This is a genomic window from Peribacillus sp. FSL P2-0133, from assembly GCF_037975445.1.
Classification (GTDB): Bacteria; Bacillota; Bacilli; order Bacillales; family DSM-1321; genus Peribacillus; species Peribacillus simplex_E.
Window position 1 is genome coordinate 3,399,541 of sequence record NZ_CP150254.1, and the last position, 21,942, is coordinate 3,421,482.

The following is a 21,942-nucleotide window of genomic DNA, read 5'->3' on the forward strand; positions in this document are numbered from 1 at the left end:
TTGCGAAAGGCCTGACCCTACCTGGAATCAGACCTTGGTAAAAATGATTATTACTGGTCCACCCCACACCATTCAATAATGGTCAATGCGATGATTTTCGCAACCTCCATCATTTTATCGACCTCTATATATTCGTTCGAATCATGGGCCATCTTCGTTTCCCCTGGTCCAAACACAACTACGGGGGTAGAGCCAACCGATGATAGATACCCTCCATCCGTCGCCCAAGGGGACGCTTCGACAAGCGGTTCTTCCCCTACCACTTTTTCATAGTATGTGCCAATTGTCTTCATTAGCGGGTGATTTATTTCGAGATTGCCAGGCAGCCACCTGGCCCCAAACCATTCTAATTCAATAGGTTTTTCTTCGAACCATGCATCACTCCGGTTTAAAGCATCTATTCGCTCCTTCAGCGATTTTTGTGCCTCTTCCATGGTTTCTGTCGGGGCGATGCCGAATCTACCTTCTAGAACGGCTGTATCCGGCACAGAGGAAGGCCAATTCCCGCTTTGAATGCTACCTATGTTGATTGGAATCGGGATAGGGACATTTTTATAGAGTGAATGACGGAGTGACTCATTCCGTTCTTTTTCAAGCAACTTGATTTCTTTCATTACACCAACCGCTTTATCTATTGCACTGACTCCTTCATACCTCGTGCCTCCATGTGCAGACTTGCCTTTTATTCTCAGTCGAAACCACATCGAACCTTGCTGTAAAGGGAATAGTTTCATATTTGTAGGCTCCGGAATGATTGCACCATCAGCTTTGTACCCCCGTAAGACTGCCGCAAGTGTGCCGGCACCACCGCTTTCTTCTTCAATCACACTCTGGAATATCACATCTCCCTTCAATTTGATTCCAGATTCGACGATCGCTTCGATGGCCAGTAATAAGGATACATTGCCGCCTTTCATATCCGTCGTTCCCCGCCCGAAGACTTTCCCGTCTATCAACTTGCCGCTATACGGATCATCGTGCCATGCTGCATGATCTCCTTCAGGAACTACATCAATATGTCCGTTTAAAATAAGGGATTTCCCCTTGCCTGTTCCTCTTTTAATAGCCACAAGGTTCGGATTACCTTTAAAATCCCTTCGGTCGCAATAAAAATGGGGATGTTTTCTTAATTGTTCATCCCCGATCTCCCAAAGATCTATTTCTAGTCCAAGTTGTCTGCACTTCTCGACCACTATGGCTTGTGCACTTCCTTCTTGCCCCCTTTTGCTCGGTTCCTGAACCAGTTTCTGCAAAAGCTGAACCCCATTCATCCGATGTTCATTCAACCATGTACTTATTTTTTCCTCATACATATCCATTCTCCTCTCTCATTCTTTTAAATTATGGATGTTTTCAGAGACGGTAAACGAGGCTTCGGTCCGATTCCTGATTTCCTGAATGCTGGACGTATCAAATACATCAGTTAATAGGAGGCCCTCCGAAGTTACGGAAAACACGCCTAATTCGGTGATGATCATATGTACGCATTTTTTGGCAGTTAACGGCAACGTACATTTTTTGACTAATTTAGACATGCCCGCTTTATCGTTATGTTCCATCAAGACAATGACCTTTTTTGCCTTCGCAGCCAGTTCCATTGCACCGCCCATGCCTGGCACCCGCTTTCCCGGGACAATCCAATTAGCGAGATCCCCCACTTGACTTACTTGAAGGGCTCCTAGAATCGTGATATCCACTCTGCCTCGCCGTATCATCCCAAATGCAACAGTACTGTCGCAGTAAGAAGCCCCGGCTCTAATGGTGATCGGCAGTCCCCCAGCATTGCAAAGATGCGCATCTTCCTTCCCCATTTCAGGAGTACTGCCAATTCCCACGAGGCCATTTTCTGCATGAAACATAACTTTATGATCATTCAAAAGATGATTCGGTACAAGTGATGGAATGCCAATTCCCAAATTGACCAGCATCCCATCGCTTATTTCTGCTGCTGCCCGTTTCGCTATTCTGTTTCTATCTCCGGTTCCCAAACCCATTTCCAATCGACTCCTTTTGATGGAATGATATAATCCACAAAGGCACCGGGTACAATGATGTCCTCTGGATCCAAAGTGCCAAGCGGAACGATTTGCATGGCTTCGACTATAGTGATTTGACCGGCCGCAGCAACGATTGGATTCGTGTTCCTGGCACTTTTATCAAATATAAGATTTCCATAAGGATCTGCCATTTCTGCGTAAACAATGGCGATATCCGCAGTTAATGCCGGTTCCACCAGATAATTTTTCTTACCTAGCTTTACGGTTTGCTTGCCGTCCCGGACGATATCAGCTTCAATTCCAATATCAGTCAATATCCCGCCGAGTCCCATCCCTCCGGCCCGGATGCGTTCGACAAGTGTCCCTTGGGGAGAGAACTCCACTTCGAGTTCTCCATTGTTCATTAATAGTCCTGCATTTGGATTGGAACCGATATGGGAAACGATGACTTTTTTCGCACGGCGTTGGGTGACCAGTTTTCCGATTCCGATATCGGGGAAACCTGTATCATTCCCAATCAAGGTTAAATCCTTAATACCTGATTCCAAAATCAGATTGATCAATCCCGGAGGCGTCCCTATGCCACCGAATCCCCCAAACAGGATGGACTGTTTATCTTTAAAGTGATGGCGGACATCCTCCAAACAACAAATCTTCTGGAATGTATTTTCCACCACTATGACTCACTTCCTTGTTGTGATGCCCGTTTACCTATCAATTCATTAAATTGCCAAAAAGTTATATCGACCCTCATTAACAATTCAGCACACTCCACTTCCGATATCGTTAACGGCGGGGAGATGATGATCGCTGCCCCTGTTACACCGTCAAGGCCTGCAGCTGCGGGATAAAGAAGTATTCCATTCCTCATTCCCAATTCAATGATCTCATTAGTCACGTCTGCCTCCTTCGGAAATGGAGCCTTCGTTGCTTTATCCTGGACAAATTCGATGCCAATCAATAAACCTCTCCCGCGTATATCTCCGATAAAGGAATACTTCCCTGCCAACTTTTTCAGGCCCCTAATCAGGTAATTCCCTCTGTCGGCTGATTTTTCGACAAGTTCATTCCTTTCGACATATTCTAAAACGGCCAAAGATACCGCACACGATAACGGATTTGCACTTAGAGTATGGCCTCCTATAATTGACTTCGAGCCTTTCATTATGGGCTCCATCACGTTTTTGGTCATTACTGCGGCCGCTATCGGTGTATACCCCCCGCTCATACCTTTACCGAATGTTACAATATCAGGATCCACATCCCAATATTCGGAAGCAAGCATCTTACCTGTGCGTCCAAATCCGGTCATTACTTCATCCGCAATGAATAAAATATCATTCTCTTCGCAGATTTTCTTGAGTTTTCGAAAATAACCATCAGGAGGAACAATGGCCCCTCCGGCTGCGCCGATAACAGGTTCTGCAATGAAAGCCGCTATATTTTCACTGCCAATACGCCGGATTGATGCTTCCAATTCCGAAGCACAGGACATTCCGCATGTATGTGGATCAAGTTGAAGTGGACATCGGTAACAATATGGAGGAGATACAGAAGGATATGATTCAAGCATAGGAGTAAATCTTTCCCGGCGAATCGGATGTCCAGACATTGAAAGAGCTCCCATCGTGATGCCATGGTAGCTCATCCATCTCGATATGATTTTCTGTTTCTTCGGCTTCCCTTTTTCCTGCCAATGCTGAATGGCAATTTTCAATGCCGTTTCAGTCGCTTCGGAGCCGCTGTTTACAAAAAAGCTGTATGTCAGTTCCCCTTTGGTCAATTCTGCAATTTTTCCGGCAAGTTTCTCTGCAGCATCGCTGGTAAATTGGGAACGATACACAAATGAAACCTGTTTAGCCTGTTTTACCATCGCTTCAATGATTTCCTGGACTCCATGGCCAATATTGGCTGTAACAGCACCTGAAGAAGCATCAAGGTATTCCTTTCCATCTTTGTCGTATAAAAAAACTCCCTGACCATGACTGATAGTCGGGTAGGCTCCTCCCAGGACCGGTTTGATCAATGAAGACTGCTCCATAAGCCCACACACTCCTTCTCTTTAAAAACAAATGCAATATAGTAAAGTGTATGTCCAGATGAAAGCAATCTTGCTAAAGAAATTGGCCTAAGCATGTTAACGGATAAATTTCTTGCTTTCATGGGTGATCGTCCAAAAATGGCGACAAAAAAAGTGTATCCGCAAGAGATACACTTTTTTCTTACAATGCGCTATTTAGTTTTTCTTCACGAATTGACTCCAAAAAACTTTCATCCTTTAAAACAGCCAGCACATTTTTATAAAAAGCAGTTTTATCGATAACTGAAGTATGCACATATTCATACTCTTTTAAAGACGGATGACGCAAAACATTTTTCATGCAGGAATGACAAACTTTTTTAGTTCCTAACTTATAGTAGTTCAAGTTACTTGCATCCCCATTAGAAGTATCTTCGTTACAAACGAAACATGTATGGCTCACACGGCCTTTTTTATTATACTCGGCCAATGCCCCTTCTAAACGAATGGATGCTGGAATTGTTAATAACACATAATCACCTTTTCTATTTTAAATCTCTTAGTATTATATCAGAAAAATATAGAATTTGAACTATTAGACTCATATTCCCTAATAATGCTTGTAAAATAGGACTATTTCCAGGGCTGACAAGAGGAAAGACTCCTAAAATACACCCTAATGCAAAATATATTCATACATATCCCGAACAGATTAAAACACCGTCCACTTTTGAACGGCGTCTTTAAACAGTGTCATGGATGGATCTGGATCATCGCTTTTCCGTTCTTCACCTTCATTACTGCTTTTGAACCAACCGGCACCGTTACAAATGGATGAACATGACCAAAGTTGGCATTAGCGATCACGGGTATGCCATTTATCTCCTTTTTGGCGGCGATGATTTCCTGTAACGCATATTCAGTCATTCCTGAATCCTTTTGGAAACGGCCGATGACGATTCCTTTAATCCCACTTGCACCTGGCTGATGGAGCAGGGATTGTAAATCCCGGTCAAAACTGAATGGATGGCTTTCTTCGTCATCTTCTATGAAAAGGATACTGTCCTTTAAAGATGGCATGTACTCTGTGCCTTGTAATAGATTGAGTGTACAAAGATTTCCCCCAATGATAGTCCCAGCAGCTTCACCTTCCTGAATGACCATGTATCCAGCATTCGGGTGGAAAGTGCGGTCATCCTGTTCTAAATGCCAAGAATCATCACTCCACGTTTCACTTGGATCAAGATAAAAGCCTTCACTTTCAATTACAGCCTTTTTAAAATATTCCATCGTATATTCCAGACCAGCCTTCATCCCGAACGTCGAGAAATGAGGACCTGAATATGTAGTTAAGCCTGTTTTATTATATATGGCCAATAAAATTGCGGTTATATCACTATACCCCATCAACACTTTTGGATTTTCCTTAATCAAATCATAGTCGATATACCGTAACAATTGGTTAGCGTTATATCCCCCGATGGCTGTAAAAATCCCCTTCACATTCGGATCCCTGAACGCATCATGCAAATCCTCGATCCGGTCTTCGATCGAATTCGAGAAAAAGTCATCATGGTACAAAACCGTTTCACCATATGTCACTTTAAAACCAAGCTCAGTCAATCTTTCTTCTGCCAATCTGCGTTGTTCCCCTTTGACAATCGCCAAGCTTCTTGAAGGAGCGATTACGCGAATTTCATCCCCTGCTTTTAAACGGGAAGGTTTCATATCTTTATCCCCCTAAATTAATTACATTCTGTCGTTATTTTAGCAGAAATGGTGAACAAAGAAAAACCAAGACCCTTAATGTCATTCACACAACTCATTTTCCTTCCTGATTGGCCTAATTCCCCTCCTCAATGGCAATCTCTCGTCATTCCCATTGTGCCATAATCAGGATTGGAAAAAGGAATGGTTATGCATCTACTGTCCCATTTGGATTACATGTTTTTTCAGTCAGACACCTGGAATCTAAAAGGTCTACCGTCACCCCACCAATTTCCTTACATAAAGAAAAGACCAGCTTTCAGCTGGTCTTTGGGTTATTGTCTTAGCAGCAGAATGAAGCACCGATGATAATCAATAGAATGAACAAGACAACGATTAATGCGAAACCTGATCCAAATCCGCAGCAACCGCCGCCGTATCCGTATCCACCTCCACCATAACCGTACCCTGGTCCTGCAACATTTCCACCATATCCGTACATAAAGTTTCACTCCTTTTAGAATTCTGATTTCTCTTTACACCTTACCATATGTCAATACGCCCGCCTCGGTCTGTGCATTTGCCTATTTTTCTGAATTTAAGAAAAAACTTCAATCAACACCATCTTCACCGCTAATCATTCAGTGTCTGAAATACCACGATTAACCATGAAAAATGTCAAAAAAACGTTTTATATTTATTGTGTTACTTCAAAATTGGGATATAATAAGGAAAAAAACAATTCTTAGCCTTTTTAAGCTATCTTATACCTACATGGATACATAAAAGGCAATACGGGGGAACATAATTGAAAACGAACGCAAAATCCTTCATCCCTTTCGCTGCAATTGCCACGATCCTTCTAATCAGCTATATCCTTCAAAAAGTCCCTAAAACATATGGATCAGATGATTCGATAAATGTTTATCAAAAATTCCAATCAGGCCAGCCCATTCAGTATCTCGTCATTGGTGACAGTATCGGAAGAGGGTCCGGAGCTGAAAATCCTAATCTAACATGGTTCAAACAGTTAGAAAATAAGATGAATGATGCCAATGATATTCCTTTACACGGTGACTACGTGGTCCAAAGCGGATCCACTGCTTTTGAAGGTCTATTCAAGCTCTCCCAAAAAAGGGAGCATGATCATAAAGATCTGATTTTCTTCGTTTTTGGTGAAAATGACCGCAAATATATGAATGTCGATGATTTTACCATGACATATGAAGCGTTAATGAGGAAGGCTAAACGTCTCCACCCTAATGCTGAATTATTCACAATAACAGAGAGTTCCTTGAAATATAAGGAATTTGCTTCAGCCATCGGACTTTTATCCAAACACTACGGTGCAACGAATGTGGATATGCGACCAATATTCAAAAATTCAGGATATACGGAAAAACAGCTGACCAGAGATTTGATTCATCCAAATGGACTTGGATATAAATTATATGCTGATGCAATTTATGAACGGTTCCTTGATAACATCAAACGGGAAAAGGCTGTAGCAGGCCTTCCATCTAAGCTGCATGTTCGTTCTGGATTTGAATTATCGGAAATTGACCACTATGAAAAAATGAGCGGTTTCCGTCCAAGGGGCGGCTATTTCACTAGTAGTGAAAAGGGCAGTGTGATTGAATATAACTTCAAAGGGAGTATGCTTGGTGTGAAACTGCTTAGAAGTCCTGATGGCGGGGAAGTGAATGTATGGATCGATGGAAATGAAATCACAACTTTGAATACGTGGTGGCCATTTGCCCGTGAAAGATATTTATTTGTCACGAATGGGCTCCGTCCAGGTTCACATACTGTCCGTTTTGAGGTGACTGGCAGGACTAAAGCAATGGAACTTACCACCATTCCATTTGTCCGGATCGCATCAATCATCACGGATTGAATCCCACCTAATATTAAAATAACCCCCTATCAATTTCTGATAGGGGGTTTTCCAATCAATCAAAAAGCTTTTTGTATTCTCCGTATCCTTCTTTTTCAAGATCTTGGAGCGGGATGAATCTTAATGAAGCAGAATTGATGCAATAACGTAATCCCGACGGTCCCGGCCCATCATTGAAAACATGACCCAGATGGGAATCGGCCGTTTTTGAGCGAACTTCGATCCTTCTCATACCATAACTCGTATCGAGGTTTTCCACCACTTCCTCTTCTTTAAGCGGTTTAGTGAAGCTTGGCCAACCGCAGCCTGAATCGAACTTTTCCTTTGAAGTGAAAAGAGGATTACCTGAAACGATATCCACATATAATCCTTCCTCCTTCAAGTTCCAATATTCATTGTTAAACGCTGGTTCCGTTCCATTATTTTGTGTGACTTCATATTGAATCGGATTGAGTTTCTTTTTTAATTCTTCTTTACTTTTCATTTTTTCCCCCCCAGTGATGTTGTATGAATGCTTTGCGTCCTGAGCCGATCGAATATCTTTCATAATGTTCAGGTTGTTTTTTATAATAATGCTGGTGGTATGTCTCAGCTGGATAAAACGTTTTGGCTGGTATTATCGGAGTTACGATCGGTCCAGAAAATTTCCCGCTCGCCTGCAGCTTGGCTTTGGATGCTTCTGCAATTTCCCGTTGGTTTTCGTCATGATAGAAAATAGCCGTTTGATAAGAACTTCCCCGGTCATGAAATTGCCCGCCAGCATCCGTCGGGTCAATTTGCTGCCAAAATAACTCGATTATCTTCTCATATGGATATACGTTTGGATCAAAGGTGATCTGAACAGCTTCATAATGTCCCGTGGTTTCAGAACAAACCTCTTTGTATGTGGGATTTTCCGTAGTCCCGCCTGTATAGCCAGAGATAACGGATTCGATGCCAGGCTGTTCATCGAACGGTTTCACCATGCACCAGAAACATCCACCTGCGAATGTTGCTTTCTCTAATTGCTTTGTCAAATGAATATCCTCCTTTTTTGCAAACAATCCATTGAATGCATTTTAACGCTTTTATTTTACCCTGTAAAATAATATGCCGATCGAACCTATTTACGCAAATGGTCCATTCCCTTTTTAAAAAGGAGACACATGCCCAAGCATAATTACATATGGTAAAAACATAATGGAAAAATGAGAGGTGTTGGAAATGAGCGATAAACAATCATATTCACAAAAATCGGTAACATATGATTTACTATCGTCTTATAATAAAAACAGCGATCCGCAATTGCATGATTATTATTACCATAAGCATCTGAAAAGTCTCGAAAAAGCAACACAACATTTGGGATATGAACAAATGAATGTCATACTGCCTGCACAAGTTCGCTTTTTACATGCTGACCCGGCAGCCTCCTCATTTGATGTTTATGTAAATGAAATGCGTATCCTCAAAAGATTCTCATATAAAGAGAACAATGGTTATTTACCACTGCTTCCTGGCAAGTGCCAATTGGACATATACCGCAGCGGGCAAAGCACCTTACCTCTTTTAAGCCGTAAATTGGCTCTCGAAAGCGGAAGTTCCTATACCATTGCTCTAGCACCTACCCAGGCTAATGAATCGTTGAAAATGTTACCTTTCGAAGATAATCCATTTGTTCCTCCGAATGAAGCAAAGATTCGATTCATCCAGCTTTCACATGATTTACTCTCGGTGGATATTGCCGTCAAAGATGGAGATGTCGTTTTTGATCAACTCCATTTCAGGAAAGCAAGCGAATATCTTAATATTCATCCAATGATAGTAGACTTCGAAGTGAGGATAGCGGGAACAAAAGAAATCGCACTCCCTTTGCCAAACAAGGCTTTCCAAGATAATACTCCCTCAACCATTTATATAATCGGATCGAATCGGGAATCATCCTCACTAGAAACCCTAACGCTCTCTCCATAAATGGATAAAAAACCAGGACGAATCGATATATTTAGATAACAAAACATAGGATAGTTAGTCTATAATGGGGCTAAACATCCTTTTTTCATATTTCACCAAATGCATAACGTTAAAAATATGGATAAAAAGCATTAGTATGGAAATAGTAAGGTAACTTACCATTTGTTCAGATCCAACATCTATTTTGGGCTGTTATTTAATTTTACTAATAAGTTTTTTATACTGTAAATCACCATATCCTATTGTTGGGAAGTGGATAAATAGCCTGTTAATCAATTGTGATTCAGGCAAGCTTATATTTTTAGAAATATAATTTGTTACTGGATTATCTTCTTTTAACATTTCTAAATATATGTCTATTGCCTGATACATTACTGGCAATACTTCAATTGATGTTTTTTTATGATTTAATAATACATCTTCATATACAGTTAAATAGTTGCCTAATCTAAGTTCAATTTGTCTTACTTTAAATTCATCCTCTCTAAAACTGTTCAAGAACACTCTACCTCTATAATCGGCCTGTTCAAGGTAAGCAAGGATTGTAAGAAGGTTCATTTGGCAAAACATATCTTCACCAAACCACAAAACGATGCATTCATAATCTTTGTTAAATAGATTATTTAATGGATTAATTACCTTGTCGATATAATTTACAACTAATTCATGGTGTCCTATTGCTCTTGTTTTTATGAATTCCTCATTAAAAATATTCTTGGTAGTTGTATTTACACACATAGCTTCGTTAAATGGAGCATAGTCTGTATTCCTCATTAGTTTTTTATCTTTAAACTCATCATACATAGCTTGGCCATTCAATATATTGAGTACATATTCGTCAAACAACTCTCTTTGTTGGTTTTGTATCTGATCAACCTCGATTTTTCTCGAAAAATCCATTCTGCACCACCCTTTTTTTTTATGAATAGTGAGCTTATTGAATGATTGAACCGGCATCCTGTTAAGTTGAAATTCTCTAGGACTAATACCAAAGACAGTTTTAAACGCCCGACTATATGCTTCTTGCGAAGAATAATCATAATCAAAAGCAATATCAATTATTCTCTTACCACTTTCTAATCATTTGTAGATAAGTAAAGCCTTCTAAGAAGAATATAGCGCCTAATATTTATACCTGTCATTTGGTGGAATTTAAACAAACAATAATAAGGCGAGTATCCCAGATCATTGGCAAGTTCATCTAAAGAAAATTTATATTTTATATGGTTTTCAATCCAATCATAATTTGTATAATCATATAATTCACCTCTAATGGAAATTATAAGTGGGATCCATTTCATTTTTTTGATATTTCTTGTGATTTAAATAAATTATAAAAGTCTGTGCTTATCCCTTACTTTATCTCAGAAATTGATAAGAAATCTATCTAATAATCAAGGTTTTAGGTTTTTATCAACCATAGGGGGCGTAAAAAAAGAACCGCGCATCTTAGACATATCTAAAATGTGTGGTCCTTTTATCAACAAATATTTAACACATCTAACCTGGTCTTATATCCATTTATTCGCTATCACTGTAAAGATGATGGGATGGTCAATAAAAATGAAATGTCATCATTTTCAAGGTCGAATTCTTTCGCCTTCACCCTGATATCACTTTTCAGTTCCATATCCTGTAATGACACATAAATACTTTCGTCATTGGGACTGATGCTAACCCAATCCGGCATATTATAACGCTCATTTATTAAATTCATTACATATGAAACAGGAAGGTTCATTTTTCCGACTGCAATTGATTTTTGCTTTAAGATCAAATCCCCATTTTTTTGGGCAATTGGTTCAAAAGTCAATTTCATTTCCACTTCACGGTTGAAAAATGGCATCGTTCCATATAACTCTACCTCATCCGTCAAATACACTTCGTAGTGAATGGATCCCGTCAACCCCTCTTTATCCAGATATTGGTTGATTAATCTCGTCAAATCTTCCCGATTCGTGTGAACTTGAAATTGGATATCTTCTTCATGGCTTACTTTGGGTATCAGCTCTTTATTTTTAGTCGGCAGATTAACTAAAATCGTTACAAACAGGATGACCAGGATGTTTAGGGCTAATAGGGAAATAAACAAAGTCTTCCATTTGACATTTGTCATTCTTGGTCATCATCTCCTTTGGCACTCGCTTCCAATGTGTCCTTTCCGATAGTGGTAATATCCATATCATTATAGATTCTTGTCGCGATTAATTCATATCCGCGGTCATTTGGGTGAAAATAATCCTCGGCATACAGCAAATCTTCTTCGGAATTCTCGAAAATGTCTGCTATATCAATAAAATATGCTGAATCATATTCTTCGATAATCTCTTTCCCGCTTTCATTCCAATCATTCATGATCATATCAAGTTCATAAAAATCTGCGAACCATTTGGAAAATGGATTATAGACGCCCACAAGATAAATTTGCGCATGATCATTTTCGGAACGAACCTTATCAAGTATCTGCCTTAATCTTTTTTCATACCCTATTTTTGCCGAATCAAACTGATTCAGTTCCAAGTCCGAGAAATTCTGCTTAAAGACCTTCATGATATCATTTCCACCGATTGTGACGACAATCGAATCAGCTTGCTTTATGTCTTCTTTAATCCTAGCTTTATCCAGTCTTTTCAATAGTTGGTCGGTCCTATTTCCACGTATGCCATGATTAATCATCTCAACGGAAGTAATCGATGGTTCTTTTTCCAGCTTATTTTGTAAATAAGGCAGATACCCGCCATTATCTTTACTATCACCGACACCTTGAGTCAAGGAATCGCCAATCGATACGATTTTCACAGGGTCCGGAAAAAAGCTGGCAGGAATGGTTTCCTTTTTACTCAGCTCAACTATGCTTTTCTGCTGAACAGATGGCTGATTTGAGGCTGGTTCACTTTGGCCGCAGCCTGAGATCCAAACTAGGCATATGAAAAGACAGGTGATTCTGTACCTCATGACCCTCACCTTCCTACCCATATATTATATCATGCAGAAAACGAATGATTGCAAACAATATACCTTCATTTTGATTGTACTTTTAGCTAGAGCCTTCCTTACTATACAATATGAAAAATGCAGTGAATTAAAGCTAGTCCTATAAAAATTAGCATGTACTGAGCATGCAAAATCATTCTTCACTTCCGCTGTTTCTTCAAAAACAAATTGCCTTATTTTCACCATCGCTAAAGCCCTAATGAAATCATTATTAAATGATGGATGAAAACAGAAAGAACAGGTCATTTAACCTGTTCAATAATTCTGTAAAATTTTAATATGCTTAATGATTTCATCAAAGGGAATATCTTGCAGACCTGTATAATCCATGATGATTTTTCCTTCTTGATCAATTAGAAAAAAGCTGGTCCCATGAATCACCTGATCTTCTGCTTCAGGTTTTTTGACGATCGTTTTAAAGTTATCCAATGCAAACTGCTCGATTTCTTCCTGACCATAACCGGTCAGAAAGTGCCAATTGCCGTAATCCACATTAAATTGGTCGCCAAACCTTTTTAAAACATCAGGTTTGTCAATTTCCGGGTCCACGGAAAATGAAACGAACTCAACATCCGTAATACCTTCATCCTTCAATTGCTGCTGCAGCTTCGTCATATTCGAAGTCATGGGGAGACAGACAGTCTCGCAGCTTGTGAATATAAAATCCGCTACCCAAACCTTTCCTTTAAGATCGCTTTTTGAGAAAGGTTTACCCTCCTGATCAATGTAACTGAAATCTTCAAGATCCCAATTTTTAGCATCAGGTACACCATTGGAACCGCATGCTGTCAACAGCAAAACAATTGATGCTCCCATAGCTGCCATAAGCAAATGCAGCTTTCTCATCCCTACCCCGTCCTTTATGTATAAAATATTCTGTTACTTCATTTATTCTAACAGACCAATCGTAATGAGAACAGCAACTATTTCTACGAATTAAAGACAATTGTAAAAGTGACAAAACCTCCGCAATATGCAGTTTCATATGGTTCATCCATATCAGTCCCAATAATACATGATTGCCATGGCGCCTTCACCTGTATGGGTACTGACAACGGCCGTTGTTGCTTCTATCTTTATGTCTTGATTTCCTGTTAAGTCTGCAATGGCCTGGCGGACCTTATCCGCTATTTCAAGACCATTCGCATGTACAAAACCAATGCCTCTAATTTTTTTTCCTTGTGTATCTTCTTTGAATTTCTTGATGATGAACTTCACGACCTGTGACTGGCTCCTGGCTTTGGATACAGGATTCAGTACACCATCATCCAGAAGTGCAATCGGCTTTATGTGCAGCAATGAACCGATAAAAGCAGAAACTTTGCCAATCCTTCCACCCTTAACGAGGTTATCAAGTGTTTCTATGACAATGATTAAACTTGACTGCTTTTTAATATGTTCCAATCGTTCAATTATCTCAGCAACGGATTTCCCTTCCTTCGCCATCTTCGCTGCCTCGATCACCTGAAATGACATCGCTTTAGAAATGAACTTCGAGTCAAGAACGGTAACCTTCGCTTCAGACATGCTTGCTGCGCTTTCCGCTGAGCGAACTGTGCCGCTCATGCCACCAGTCATATGTATGGAAATAATCTCGCTGCCGTCTTTTCCGAGCTCATCATATACCTCCACAAAGGTACCTACGGCTGGTTGTGAGCTTTTTGGCAGTTCTTTTGACTGGTTCATCCTTTTCAGGAATTCTTCTTGTTCGATTTCAACCTTATCCAAAAAAGTCTCCCCATCTATAAAGATTGATAAAGGGACCATTGTTATATCATAAAAGTTCAGTTCCTCTGGTGTCATATCTACTGTCGAGTCTGTTACTATCTTTACTTTATTCATCATTACACATCCCTAAATTAACATATCTATTGTATTATACCTATTCAAGGTACGCATTCAAACCAAAGGTATTCTTTTTCAAGTGAAGTGATACTTTTCTATTGAAATGAATACACAAAAAAAAGACCGTTCCATGAGCTAACCTGAACACACGCCGATTCATTCGATATTGCATGGCATTGTGTCATCTCTTTGAACGGAGAAGTTAGCTATGGAATAGTCCGCATTAAGCATTATTGAGTAAACTTCCAAAAAAAAGCTTGTTATAAACGGGCCATTTGAGTACGGATGCTAAATAATGCTTAAATGAGTAATTTTCTTTATGATCTTTATTGGCAAAAACCTTCTTAACAAAAACTTCCAAACGCACGGTCAACATAAAAAAATTCGGATCACTAGGCAGTAAGACAGGTATTTCTGAAATTGTGACCTTATGTCCAAAACAATCTTTGAATTCCAAGCATTTGAACATCAAAATATCAATCCTCATTTTTAACCGATTGCTTATATTATACACAATAAATCCAAAAGTATAAATATTCAAATGTGTAAAAAAACAGAGAAATCAGATTGACATTCATAAAAAAAAAGACCCATAAGGGCAAAATGCCATTATGGGCTTCTTCTTATAAACCTTCCTCATAGGTGTCTTCCCGCAAGCTTTCACGTTTCACCCTTCGTTTATAGACGACTTTTGATAACGAAATACTGATTTCGTATAATAACAGCAATGGAACCATCACCATAAAGTCTGACATAAAGTCAGGCGGCGTAATCGATATCGCTATGACAACCAATACAAAGTATGCATACTTCCTTAACTTTTGAAGCACATAAGGATTTATTATGCCAAGGGAAGTCAAAAACATGGTAACGACAGGAAGCTCGAATAAAACAGCAAAAGGTATCGTCATATTAAATACGAATGAAAAGTACTTATCCGCTGTAAAACTGGTTATGAACATCCCATCGCCCAGTTCAATCAAAAATTGAAGAATGGTCGGGAAGATGACAAAATAACCGAAAGCAAGCCCTCCGATAAAAAGCAGGAAAAGTGATGGAATATAGGCAAGGGTGGCCCTTACTTCATTTGGCATCAAAGCGGGTTTGACGAATAACCAGATTTGCAGAGCAATTACAGGTATGGTTGCCGCAATGGCTACCACACCTGAAAGCATAAAGTAAATCCAGATAATATCACTCGGTCCCAATACCATCAGGTCAAAATCGAGATCTTTCACGAACCAATTATAAATCTCCTCAACATAAATAAAACTGGCGATAAAAAAGATCACAAAAGCAACAGCAGTAATGATGAGCCGTTTTCTCAATTCATCGAGATGATCGATGATATTTAATTCTTTATCTTCCAAAGTTGATCACGCCTTCATCTGAAAATCCGTATCTTTGTTCCAGCATAAAGGCGCAAGACGATTGCATCTTACGCCCAGCATTCAATCATTCATGATTTTTTTGTTGTAGCTTCTTATCTTCTTCATAATCACCTTTTGTTAAATCACTCGTGGACTTTTTAAACTCACGAAGTGTTTGTCCAAAAGCACGTCCAATTTCTGGAAGTTTCTTCGGACCAAAGATAATTAAAGCCAATATTAAGATGAGAATTAGACCAGGTACTCCAATGTTCGACATGGATACATCCCCTTTGGTGTTGTAATTAGACCTACTCCGATTATAATACCATTTCCAACCAATAGAAAGGGAACTGGCAATTCGTCATAGAATGGTAACAATTATCGACAGTACACCCATATACGACTGGCCGGCAGAATTAAATGTAAAAACATAGGTATTATTCTATCCTAATTTAACATTTAATCCATGATTAAATCAATAAGTGAAATAAATTACTGTCTTTATTGACCTCTACGAAAGAGAATCCTTTCTTGTTCATCCTCTGAATGAGCCCTTCATAATCATTTTTATCTTTTAATTCTACACCAACCAGGGCCGGTCCGCTTTCTTTATTATTTTTCTTCGTATATTCAAAACGGCTTATATCGTCATTCGGTCCTAACACCTCATCAAGGAATTCCCTTAAAGCTCCAGCACGTTGTGGAAAATTCACGATAAAATAATAAAGCAGCCCTTCATATAATAAGGATTTCTCCTTAATTTCCTGCATACGCCCAATGTCGTTATTCCCTCCGCTGACCATGCATACAACCGTTTTGCCTTTGATTTGTTCTTTGTATAAATCCAACGCGGCTACAGATATAGCCCCTGCCGGTTCAGCGACAATCGCATGCTGATTATATAAATCAAGAATCGTCGTGCAGATTTGGCCCGAAGGTACGACAACGATATCTTCCAGGTTTTCCTTACAAAGCTGATATGTCAACTGTCCCACACACTTGACAGCTGCCCCGTCAACGAATGTATCTATGTTTTCAAGTTCAGAAACTTTTCCTTCCTTGAAGGAGTATTCCATCGAAGCAGCACCTTGCGGCTCAACTCCAATGCATTTCGTATTTGGGGAAACCGATTTGAAATAACTCGATACTCCGGCCATTAAACCGCCACCGCCAATAGCGGCAAATACATAGTCGATTCCATCTTCACAATCATTCAGGATTTCTACAGCCGTTGTACCCTGCCCGGCGATTACCTTTTCATCGTCAAATGGATGGATAAAGGAACGCTCTTCTTTTTCACAGCATTCCATCGCCATGGCAAATGCATCATCGAAAGTATCCCCGACAAGGATGATTTCCACATTATCCCTTCCGAATAACTGCACTTGATCGACTTTTTGCCTTGGAGTTGTAGCAGGCATATAAATTTTCCCATGGATACCTAATTGGCTGCAGGAAAAAGCTACTCCTTGTGCATGGTTTCCTGCACTGGCACAAACGACTCCATTCTTCGTCTCTTCCTCGGTCAGGCTTTTCATTTTATAGTAAGCCCCTCTTAATTTAAAGGAACGTACGTGTTGTAGGTCCTCGCGTTTTAAATAAACATTACAATCATATTTTTCAGAGAGCCTCTGATTTTTTTGTAAAGGAGTATGCAAAACGATTTCTTTCAATTCTCTATAGGCAATTAGAATATCTTCCAATTGAATCCCCCTATTCTTAGATGCAGTCTGATTCATAACAATCCCTCATTTCCTTCCCTTAATGAATTCAATCATTATAGCACTTTACTGTTATTAATGTAATTGATTTTTCTAAAAATTCTTGCTTTTGTTCGTTCCATACCAAAAAAATCCGATTATGGTCATTTTCCCATAATCGGATTAGCACTTTATTTTTTTTGTAGAATAATAAAATCATGTGCATATCGATTTTTTTCATCGATGCTGCCTGAGTTTGAGGAGATTTTATCCCATTGATTTTCATCAATCACGGGAAAGAAAGTATCACCTTCAAAGGTTTCATGAATTTCCGTTATATACAGGCGATCGGTAACAGGAAGGATTTCCTTGAAGATTTCGGCTCCGCCAATCACGAAAACCTCCTCATCACGGCTATCTGCAAACGTTTTGATTTGTTCGATATCATGTAAAACTACGCAGCCTTCCGCTTTAAAATCCTGATTGCGGGTAACGATGACATTTTCCCGGCCAGGCAGGACCCTGCCGATCGATTCAAATGTTTTTCGGCCCATGATGATCGGATGGCCCATCGTCACTTTTTTAAAATACTGCAAATCTGCCGGTAAATGCCATGGCAGTTCATTGTTTTTACCTATCACACGATTTTGATCCATAGCCACTATCAACGATATCATATGCTAACCTCACCTTTTATATGGGGATGGGCTTCGTAATTTTCCAAAACGAAGTCCTCGAAGCTAAAATCAAAGATATTTTTTACATCTGGATTGATTTTCATGATTGGCAATGGTTTGGGATCACGGGTCAACTGCAGCTCCACTTGTTCAAGGTGGTTAGAGTAGATGTGGACATCCCCGAAAGTATGTACAAATTCGCCAACTTCCAAATCACACACCTGGGCGATCATCATCGTTAAGAGCGCATACGAAGCTATATTAAAAGGAACACCTAAAAAGACGTCCGCTGAACGTTGGTATAGCTGGCATGAAAGCTTTCCATCAGCGACATAGAATTGAAAGAAAGCATGGCAAGGCGGCAAGGCCATTTCGTCCAGTTCCCCAACATTCCAAGCACTGACTATCAATCTTCTTGAATTTGGATTCGTTTTTATTTGTTCGATCAATTCACTGATTTGGTCGATTTGCCTTCCATCGGCCGTTCCCCATGAACGCCATTGATGACCATAAATCGGACCTAATTCTCCATTTTCATCAGCCCATTCATTCCAAATCCGCACGCTATTTTCCTGAAGGTAGCCAACGTTTGTATCACCCTTCAAAAACCATAATAATTCATGGATAATCGCTTTTAAACTAACTTTTTTCGTTGTAAGTACAGGGAATCCATCTTTTAAATTGAATCTCATTTGATATCCAAAGGTGCTGATCGTTCCCGTTCCCGTACGATCACCTTTTTGCGTTCCATTTTCGAGTACATGCTTACATAAATCTAAATATTGCTTCATGATAAACCACCTTTTCTACTTTCATTCTCCTTATTTTAACGTATTATTGCCCAATGTTTAATCTAATTGTTTAATAAAATTATAAGTCTCGGGCGCTTTTTGTCTAAGCAATTGATTTTGTTCATTGTTCACATAAAACATGGCAAACGTTTCTGCAAAGTATTCCTCAGGGTAATTGGAAAAATACGTAATCCCCGGAAACAGCCCATCCACTTCCTTACCCCAAATCTTCAAATAATCCATGTCTTCACGGATTCCATCAAACACTATATTATCAATTGAATGCCCCAGCTCATGCAGCTCCAAATTAACGGAGCCATGTCCGTTGCCCTTGTCACTTGCTCCGATTTTAACCAATACCGTATGTGATCCGCCCATACCAGGCACATCATCCCAAGTTGTTTCTTTATTCAAATAACCACGCGGAGTTTTCCCCTTTAATTTGGCCGCGGATTGATTTTCTGTTATATCACCATCAAATAGTTTGATTCTCACACCACTTTCAGCAGTTTTCACCAAAAGGGAATGAGGCAGTTTATTAATGGTTCCAGCAATTTTGAGTGCTTCCCTTTGATCGAACTCCTCTTCCGGAAATAAAAATATCCTTTGTAATTCTTTATTCCGCTTAAAAAGTTCAGCTTGTCTTAAAAGATTATCTTTGTTTAAATTGCGCCATTTTACCGATTCATCCTTCGCTAACGTATAGGAGAGCAAGGAGAGTAAAAAGACAAATAATGCAATTATGGATATCCATTTCTTCCTTTTCACACTCTTCTCCCCTTTCTTCATTTCTCATTATCGTTAAGAAAATATAAGTAATTTAAAATCTCTAAACCTTACATACTATTATATTAGTATAACATATTGACTTAGTGTTAAAAATCTATGTTTTTTTGGTATTTTCGGTTGCACATTCATTCGGAGAAGAACAATTGATCCAGTCTTTTCATATATCAACAATATATAATCGTAAAAGGTTTAAGGTGATCGCATGGAAACCAACAATAAAAAAGCCATTTTGGATGAGCACCGTGAACTTGCTGAAGAAGTCCTTGATATCTACAGTTTAAAAGTGTTCATCATTCTCGACCTTTTTCTGTTCTCCATTTTCTTTGGCATACTGCTGCATCCGCTAATGTCTTCTCTTTGGCTTAACTTTTTATTGCCTTTGCTTTTCTTCACTTCATTTACCGGCCTTCTTCAATTACTTGATATTTTCCTAAAAAAAAGCTGACATCATTTTTGATGTCAGCTTTTTTTAATTGTGCTCAACCATGTTCCTTGAGCTTTTTACTTTTCTTCAAATGAAATACAATCGTGGTACCGAAAATCAGCAAAATAAAGGCAAAAAAGATCGCAGACGGGATTTCGATACCTGCAACGGCCATTAGCATTTTTATAGCGATGAATCCGATAAGGACATATGCGGCAGTTTCCAATTCAGGAACCTTATCTATCAATTTTAGAAATAACCCCGCCACTCCCCGCATCATCAAGACACCAATCATACCGCCTGTCAAAAGGACCCAGACTTTTTCACTTACCCCGAATGCGGCCAAGACACTATCGACGGAAAATGCTATATCCATCAATTCCACTGCCGCAACCGTTCCCCATAATGTACCAAACATACGGATCAGTATGCTGTTTTTACTCATTCCCTGGATATCTTCATCGATCCCATCTTGTTTCTTTCTTTTATTCCTAAAGTATTTAAATGAGAGCCAGCCAAGGTAAGCGGCTCCAATCACCTTCACCCACCAAAGCTTAATGAGGAAAACACCGATTCCTATCGCAATGAATCTAAAAGCGTAAGCACCTAATAAACCATAAAAAAGGGCTTTTTTCCGTTGTTTTTCAGGAAGGTGCCTGACCATTACAGCTAATACCAGAGCGTTATCCGCTGATAGTAATCCTTCCATTAATACGAGCGTTCCAATCAATCCCCAGCTCACCGGGTCGGATAAAACCTCCACCCACATATGCCAGTCAAAAAATTGGGCATACGTTTGCATGATATTATTTAACAACTCTGACATGATAAAGACTCCTCTGCTACTTTAACCGCAAAATTAGAAAACCTTTTAAAATAACATTGTTCCCCGTTATGATAAAAACTCTACTTTTATTTAAACACAAAATAAATACGTTGCATGACAACGTATCATTTGATGCTTATTAGAAAATCATTTACATTTCATCTTACTCTTACATTTAAATAAAATCAACGAAACCAACCACTATGAGAGCCTTTGTTTACTCGTCCACTCTGGCGGCGTATTTTTATCCCAATATATTTTCCCGATATTATAATGGGTGGCAAATGAATCATGATGGGTATGATAGTGAAAATCGAACCAATAGCCTTCCAGTGGAGGATTTTCCTGCCTGACATGGAATCTGATGATATCCTTCCCGCTAATTGAATCATAAATATGAAATATCTTCTCGGCCCTGCCTGCACTCGGCTGCTCAGTGATGGTTAATTGCTGTAATTTTTCATCTGGAAATTGTGCAGCCATTTCTGTAATGGCTTCTTCCATTTTCGGTAATATGGCCATTTTGAACTCATCGCCAATTTTAGGATTGATCTTTTCGCCAAATTTCATAAATGCGTTTTCCTCTGCCTTATTCAGAATGTCCGATAAAAATTCTTCCCTGTTGAATTCTTCCTCACGTTCAGTTGAATTCTGCGAAGTAAGATAGGCTAATCCCTCTTCTTCCACTAATCCCTTTTTAGTATCCTTTAACGAATCGGCTTCCGCTAGCCACGCCAGATCTGAAGGAGTGACAAGACCAAACGTCAAAACGGATACTAAAATGACGAGACTTTTCCTGAACCAAACCGCTGCTTTCAACTCACACTCCCCCTCCTTTTTTGTATTGTCTTTATATTTAGTATACTTTTATTTTTTGGTAATTACGAATATATAGTTACCCATGTTTTGAAAATCAAAAAAAAGGATATATACCTATATAAACTTTATAAAC

At 39.3% G+C, this 21,942-nt stretch carries 25 protein-coding genes and 1 pseudogene; 3 read left to right on the forward strand and 23 right to left on the reverse strand.

Going from position 1 to position 21,942, the window contains the following annotated elements:
• Positions 1–50: 50 nt before the first annotated feature.
• From MKY17_RS16240 to MKY17_RS16270, 7 genes are all read right to left on the reverse strand, one after another.
• A complete protein-coding gene (locus MKY17_RS16240; protein ID WP_098369335.1) occupies positions 51–1,319 on the reverse strand; it encodes a peptidase in 1,269 nt (422 codons plus the stop codon).
• 9 nt (positions 1,320–1,328) lie between these two features.
• Positions 1,329–1,994 carry a 3-oxoacid CoA-transferase subunit B gene (locus MKY17_RS16245; protein WP_098369617.1) on the reverse strand — a complete coding sequence of 222 codons (666 nt, stop codon included), beginning with the start codon at positions 1,992–1,994 and terminating at the stop codon, positions 1,329–1,331.
• On the reverse strand, positions 1,961–2,650 hold the full coding sequence (locus tag MKY17_RS16250; RefSeq protein ID WP_286176866.1) for a CoA transferase subunit A: 690 nt from the start codon (positions 2,648–2,650) through the stop codon (positions 1,961–1,963). The genes MKY17_RS16245 and MKY17_RS16250 overlap by 34 nt, the downstream gene beginning before the upstream one ends.
• Before the next feature lie 23 nt (positions 2,651–2,673).
• Complete coding sequence (locus MKY17_RS16255) at positions 2,674–4,038, reverse strand: aspartate aminotransferase family protein (protein WP_098369334.1); 1,365 nt, start codon at positions 4,036–4,038, stop codon at positions 2,674–2,676.
• 181 nt (positions 4,039–4,219) lie between these two features.
• Positions 4,220–4,549, reverse strand: coding sequence for a hypothetical protein (locus MKY17_RS16260; protein ID WP_076366028.1), 330 nt, complete (start codon positions 4,547–4,549; stop codon positions 4,220–4,222).
• Between the two features lie 221 nt (positions 4,550–4,770).
• A complete protein-coding gene (locus MKY17_RS16265) occupies positions 4,771–5,745 on the reverse strand; it encodes a S66 peptidase family protein (protein WP_098369333.1) in 975 nt (324 codons plus the stop codon).
• A 322-nt stretch (positions 5,746–6,067) separates the two neighbouring features.
• Positions 6,068–6,226 carry a YjcZ family sporulation protein gene (locus MKY17_RS16270; RefSeq protein ID WP_098369332.1) on the reverse strand — a complete coding sequence of 53 codons (159 nt, stop codon included), beginning with the start codon at positions 6,224–6,226 and terminating at the stop codon, positions 6,068–6,070.
• A gap of 306 nt (positions 6,227–6,532) precedes the next feature.
• Here MKY17_RS16270 and MKY17_RS16275 point away from each other — a divergent pair, with 306 nt between their 5' ends.
• Positions 6,533–7,621: an SGNH/GDSL hydrolase family protein gene (locus tag MKY17_RS16275; RefSeq protein ID WP_098369331.1), complete on the forward strand. Its 1,089-nt coding sequence runs from the start codon at positions 6,533–6,535 to the stop codon at positions 7,619–7,621.
• Positions 7,622–7,676: 55 nt separating this feature from the next.
• On the opposite strand, the gene msrB is transcribed toward MKY17_RS16275, so the two are convergent.
• Complete coding sequence (msrB, locus tag MKY17_RS16280) at positions 7,677–8,105, reverse strand: peptide-methionine (R)-S-oxide reductase MsrB (RefSeq protein ID WP_098369330.1); 429 nt, start codon at positions 8,103–8,105, stop codon at positions 7,677–7,679.
• Positions 8,095–8,637 (reverse strand): peptide-methionine (S)-S-oxide reductase MsrA, encoded by a 543-nt coding sequence (msrA, locus tag MKY17_RS16285; RefSeq protein WP_098369329.1) that lies wholly within the window; start codon positions 8,635–8,637, stop codon positions 8,095–8,097. The genes msrB and msrA overlap by 11 nt, the downstream gene beginning before the upstream one ends.
• Before the next feature lie 187 nt (positions 8,638–8,824).
• On the opposite strand from msrA, the gene MKY17_RS16290 reads away from it, so the two are divergent.
• Complete coding sequence (locus tag MKY17_RS16290; protein ID WP_098369328.1) at positions 8,825–9,574, forward strand: DUF4397 domain-containing protein; 750 nt, start codon at positions 8,825–8,827, stop codon at positions 9,572–9,574.
• Positions 9,575–9,766: 192 nt separating this feature from the next.
• Here the strand turns inward: MKY17_RS16290 and MKY17_RS16295 are convergent.
• The 12 genes and pseudogenes from MKY17_RS16295 to MKY17_RS16350 form a co-directional block, all read right to left on the reverse strand.
• A pseudogene (locus tag MKY17_RS16295) lies at positions 9,767–10,875 on the reverse strand (AraC family transcriptional regulator).
• Between the two features lie 230 nt (positions 10,876–11,105).
• Entirely contained in the window at positions 11,106–11,690 is a 585-nt protein-coding gene (locus MKY17_RS16300) for a YpmS family protein (protein ID WP_339200161.1), read from the reverse strand.
• Positions 11,687–12,529 (reverse strand): SGNH/GDSL hydrolase family protein, encoded by an 843-nt coding sequence (locus MKY17_RS16305; RefSeq protein WP_179890957.1) that lies wholly within the window; start codon positions 12,527–12,529, stop codon positions 11,687–11,689. Before MKY17_RS16305 ends, MKY17_RS16300 begins: the two co-directional genes overlap by 4 nt.
• 294 nt (positions 12,530–12,823) lie before the next feature.
• Complete coding sequence (locus MKY17_RS16310; RefSeq protein ID WP_098369325.1) at positions 12,824–13,414, reverse strand: SCO family protein; 591 nt, start codon at positions 13,412–13,414, stop codon at positions 12,824–12,826.
• 153 nt (positions 13,415–13,567) lie between these two features.
• Positions 13,568–14,410 carry a DegV family protein gene (locus MKY17_RS16315; RefSeq protein WP_098369324.1) on the reverse strand — a complete coding sequence of 281 codons (843 nt, stop codon included), beginning with the start codon at positions 14,408–14,410 and terminating at the stop codon, positions 13,568–13,570.
• Positions 14,411–14,636: 226 nt separating this feature from the next.
• On the reverse strand, positions 14,637–14,900 hold the full coding sequence (locus tag MKY17_RS16320; RefSeq protein ID WP_306804680.1) for a DUF2535 family protein: 264 nt from the start codon (positions 14,898–14,900) through the stop codon (positions 14,637–14,639).
• Positions 14,901–15,036: 136 nt separating this feature from the next.
• Entirely contained in the window at positions 15,037–15,783 is a 747-nt protein-coding gene (tatC, locus tag MKY17_RS16325; RefSeq protein WP_098369323.1) for a twin-arginine translocase subunit TatC, read from the reverse strand.
• 85 nt (positions 15,784–15,868) lie between these two features.
• Positions 15,869–16,060 (reverse strand): twin-arginine translocase TatA/TatE family subunit, encoded by a 192-nt coding sequence (gene tatA, locus MKY17_RS16330; protein WP_034307557.1) that lies wholly within the window; start codon positions 16,058–16,060, stop codon positions 15,869–15,871.
• 193 nt (positions 16,061–16,253) lie between these two features.
• On the reverse strand, positions 16,254–17,522 hold the full coding sequence (gene ilvA, locus MKY17_RS16335; RefSeq protein ID WP_098369322.1) for a threonine ammonia-lyase IlvA: 1,269 nt from the start codon (positions 17,520–17,522) through the stop codon (positions 16,254–16,256).
• Positions 17,523–17,674: 152 nt separating this feature from the next.
• Positions 17,675–18,160 (reverse strand): dihydrofolate reductase, encoded by a 486-nt coding sequence (locus MKY17_RS16340; protein WP_098369321.1) that lies wholly within the window; start codon positions 18,158–18,160, stop codon positions 17,675–17,677.
• Positions 18,157–18,951: a thymidylate synthase gene (locus tag MKY17_RS16345; RefSeq protein ID WP_098369320.1), complete on the reverse strand. Its 795-nt coding sequence runs from the start codon at positions 18,949–18,951 to the stop codon at positions 18,157–18,159. Before MKY17_RS16345 ends, MKY17_RS16340 begins: the two co-directional genes overlap by 4 nt.
• A gap of 57 nt (positions 18,952–19,008) precedes the next feature.
• Complete coding sequence (locus tag MKY17_RS16350; RefSeq protein ID WP_098369319.1) at positions 19,009–19,719, reverse strand: toxin; 711 nt, start codon at positions 19,717–19,719, stop codon at positions 19,009–19,011.
• Positions 19,720–19,942: 223 nt separating this feature from the next.
• Between MKY17_RS16350 and MKY17_RS16355 the strand changes: the two genes are divergently transcribed.
• Entirely contained in the window at positions 19,943–20,185 is a 243-nt protein-coding gene (locus MKY17_RS16355; RefSeq protein ID WP_098369318.1) for a hypothetical protein, read from the forward strand.
• Between the two features lie 34 nt (positions 20,186–20,219).
• On the opposite strand, the gene MKY17_RS16360 is transcribed toward MKY17_RS16355, so the two are convergent.
• Both MKY17_RS16360 and MKY17_RS16365 read right to left on the reverse strand, forming a co-directional pair.
• On the reverse strand, positions 20,220–20,990 hold the full coding sequence (locus tag MKY17_RS16360; RefSeq protein WP_098369317.1) for a TerC family protein: 771 nt from the start codon (positions 20,988–20,990) through the stop codon (positions 20,220–20,222).
• A 201-nt stretch (positions 20,991–21,191) separates the two neighbouring features.
• Positions 21,192–21,809 (reverse strand): YpjP family protein, encoded by a 618-nt coding sequence (locus MKY17_RS16365; RefSeq protein WP_098369316.1) that lies wholly within the window; start codon positions 21,807–21,809, stop codon positions 21,192–21,194.
• Positions 21,810–21,942: the final 133 nt, after the last annotated feature.